We start from the raw sequence: 3621 nt of genomic DNA on the forward strand, positions 1-3621 counted from the left end.
AGGCTAAAATCAGAGTCAACCAGTCGGCGGATGCAATATCCGGGCTAAAGCCTGCACACCAGCAATCGTTGGTGTCCAGCCTTTAGGCGCATCCCCACGCGCTGCGAAGCAGCAAGACGCGACGGCTAAAGCCTGCACACCAACTCTCAATCCTTCCCTTCCCACTCCGACTGGTAACGGCGGATCATCTCCGCCTCGCGGTCGGTTCCGATGGCTGAGAAAACGTCCCAGGCGGGTTTCTCGGCGCCCAACGGATGTGCTGGACCGGGCAGACCACGCAGCCCCAATCGCAGCCCTCCTTCGTCGGGATGGTCACTGGGTCGGTGGTAATCAAAAGCGATGATGGAGGGGCATTGGCGGAGTTTCATCCAAGTCAGCAGCAGCGCGGCGGCCTGGGTGCGGAGCTGTTTTGGATCATCCTCGTCGGCGTGAAATCCCTGCTCGCTGCAGATCACCGGGCGGACGCTTCCGTCGACCGTTCGGCTCGTTGGCAGGTGCATGAAACGGTCGAGAACCTGCAAGTTCTTGATCGTGATCAAGCGGGTCTCAAGATCGTCGGACACCTGCGTGTCGTTCCAGAAATCGGCCTTCCACAGACTTTGCGGGTAAGGATGGTACGCAACGCCCCAAGGAAAGTCGCCTTCGAGTCGGCTGTCGTGGATCAATCGCTCCAGCATCGCTTTGGGCGCATACGTTTTCCAGTGCTGGTTGTCGATCGTGTTCCAGCGGTGGGTCAAGGAAATGAACGCGCGGGCATGGGGATTGAATGGGCGGGTCGCCGCATCGACCAACCGCATCGACCGGACGTAGTGATCCAAAAAGATCTCCAGCGGTTGCTCGCCCATGTTGGTCCATTGCCATCCATAGTCGACTTCGTTGTGCACGATCCAGTGATCGACCCGGCCGTGTTCGGGATGCAGCCCGCTGTAACGTTGACCGAGCAGATGCAACGCGGCAACGTAGCGCGCGACGGCTTGCCGATCGGTCAAGTTCGGCATCGCGTAGGTGCCGGCGTCCGTGGATTCGGGATGGGCGATCGGGGACCGTCCACGTGAAGAGGTCGGGATCAGCAAGATGCCCGCAACGACGGCGCCGGCGTCGGTCGCGGTTCGAATGTCACGGTCTTGTTGCCGCAGTCGCGGTTGGTTGCTCCACCAGGTCCTCCCGTTGATGTCGAACGGTTCCCAACCCGGACGCGCCGTTTCGCTGACCAATCCGCTGACGACGATGTTGACCGAGGCATGTTGGATCCCGAGCGCGCGAAGTTGATCCGGCGAGAAACGCGAGGTGATACACGTCAAACCCTTGGCGGCTGAAAGTGTCTTGGCTGGCGGGACGCCGGCGTCTGGATTCAGGTCCCGATATCGGGCTGCAGAAATCGGCGTCGGTGTAGACGTGGTCGCATTGTCGGTTTGCTGAAACAACTGAAACCGAACTCCCGCGTCCAACCAGGACGAGCCAACCGGTGAATCAATCCGCGCCGTCCATCGCCGGCCCTCCTGATCGACGGTGACCGGCCAGCGCTGCGACAACTCTGCGGTCGTCGGCGGATCGGCGGAAACAGAATCGGGATGCCGCGTGATCATGAACGCCGAGCGAACCGCCGTGGATGGCGAAAGTGTTCCCACCACCTGAATCCGCTCGCCGTCAAAGTCGATCGAATCAATCTTCGCCGGCCAGCGACGGGACCGATAATCGTTGATCCGTTCGGCCAATGCCGTCTTTTGTACCTTTCGTTCGGCGGCTTCATCGCGTTGCCGGAGCTCCGCGTTGTTCATGGGTCGAACGACGACGCCGCGCACTTGCAACTGAACCCCCGATCGACTGCCCCAATCGATGCGGACCGGAACTTGGGCATCGCTGCCGATCACATCGGGCGTCAGTTCGTTGAGCGAGAACGAGTACTTCGTCCAGCCCTCGGCGCTGGGCATTGACGGCAGCGCGGTGGCGGTGGGGCGATGAATCCCGCGCCCGCTTCGCCACTGGATTCCCCGAATCCCGTCGGGGCAGAAGTATTCCAGTTCAAGGATCCAGTCTCGCTCGGTCGCCGGCAACCGGGGCAATTCGAAACGAAAGTAGGGATCATTTCCCAAGGCCAAAAACGAAACCACGCCGTCACGCTGGGACACGCGGAGCTGGTTGGCTTGGTCGCCGACGCCGGACCAATCCAACGGATACTCGTCCGCAATCGTTGACGCCCCCGTCTCGATTCGGCCACCTTCGTTGGCCAGGCAATGACACAAAAACAAGGGGCTGATGACCAGCCAATACATCAAGACGAAATGGCGAAACATGGAAATCAATGGCAGGAGGGAGCGAACGGTGGGATGAAACCAAGGTGCAGCATCACTGGACTGCAGCGGAACGGGGCTCGGCGTAGAACGGCAGCGCGAGCCGCAAGGTGATCTGATCCGTTACTTGGAGTGAAAACATGCGAGCGCTCTGACAACATTTGATGCTTGGATAGCACTCCAGCAATTTTACCGCGCCATCCATCGAAAATAATACCCACGGATAGCAGCGCGAACCCACGGATGACAGGGTGCAATAAATCCGTGGGTTCGCGCTGCCATCTGTGGGCCCAATCATCGTTTCATCGGTCCGCAAGTGACAGGCTGACGGAGCACTATTGCGGCGCCGGCGGCACAACGAACGGGAACGCGATCGGGATCACGATCACCGAGACGGCAAACACGATCAGCGACAACGGCAACCCGAATCGCAAGTAATCACTTGCGCGATAACCGCCGACGGTGTAGACCATCAAATTGGTTTGATAACCGAACGGGGTCAGAAAACTTGCCGAGGCCGCGATCATCACGGTGATCACAAACGGCACTTCGCTGACCCCCAGCGTCCCGGCGGCTCCGATGGCGATCGTCAACATGATCAGCCCCGCAGCCGTGTTGGTGATCAATTCGGTGCACAGCATCGTGACCAGATACACCAACGCCAGGCTTAACCAGGGGTCGCCGCCGGCCAGGTTGATCATCTCGACCGCGATCGCCTGGGCGGCACCGCTGGTCTCCAGTGACGTGCCGATCCCGAGGGTCGCTCCGATCACAATCAGAATGCTCCAGTCGACCGAGCGTCTCGCTTCGCTTGCGGTGCAGCATCGGAACAGGATCATCGCCAGCGCCGCGGCCATCGCGGCGGTCAAGATCGATGCGATCTTCAGCGCCGCGATCAACACCATCGCAACCATAATGACGATCGCATACCACGCCCGATCGTGGCGGCGAATGACATCCGAGCCGACTCGGCTGACCAGATAAAAATCGCGGAGTTCTTTGGCCCGGTGCAGAAACGACGGCGAGGCTTCGAGCAACAGCACGTCACCGGTTTCCAATTCGACGTCGCCGATTTTGCCCGTCAGCCGACGATCGCCGCGTGCGACGGCGACCACCGCTGCGTTGTAATTGCTGCGGAAACGTCCTTCGCGAATCGTTTTGCCCAACAGCGAGCAGCGGGGGCTGACGACCGCTTCGATCAACGTCCGACGCCAAGCGGGGACTTCCAATTTGCGACCTTGGTCGTCCGGGGTCAGCAGACCGCGGGTCTTTCTCAAGTCGACCACCGACTCCAACGCGCCGACCAAAATCAACGCGTCGTCGGCTTGCA

2 protein-coding genes are annotated in these 3621 nt (G+C 60.3%); both read right to left on the reverse strand.

The features are described from left to right. Positions 1–146: 146 nt before the first annotated feature. A complete protein-coding gene (locus tag ABX749_RS25990) occupies positions 147–2294 on the reverse strand; it encodes a DUF5722 domain-containing protein (protein WP_372898564.1) in 2148 nt (715 codons plus the stop codon). A 332-nt stretch (positions 2295–2626) separates the two neighbouring features. Beyond that, positions 2627–3621: SLC13 family permease (locus tag ABX749_RS25995; RefSeq protein ID WP_372898565.1), on the reverse strand; the 995-nt coding region annotated here is incomplete at its 5' end.

The organism is Stieleria sp. (genome assembly GCF_041595215.1).
In the GTDB taxonomy this organism is placed as follows: Bacteria; Planctomycetota; Planctomycetia; order Pirellulales; family Pirellulaceae; genus Stieleria; species Stieleria magnilauensis.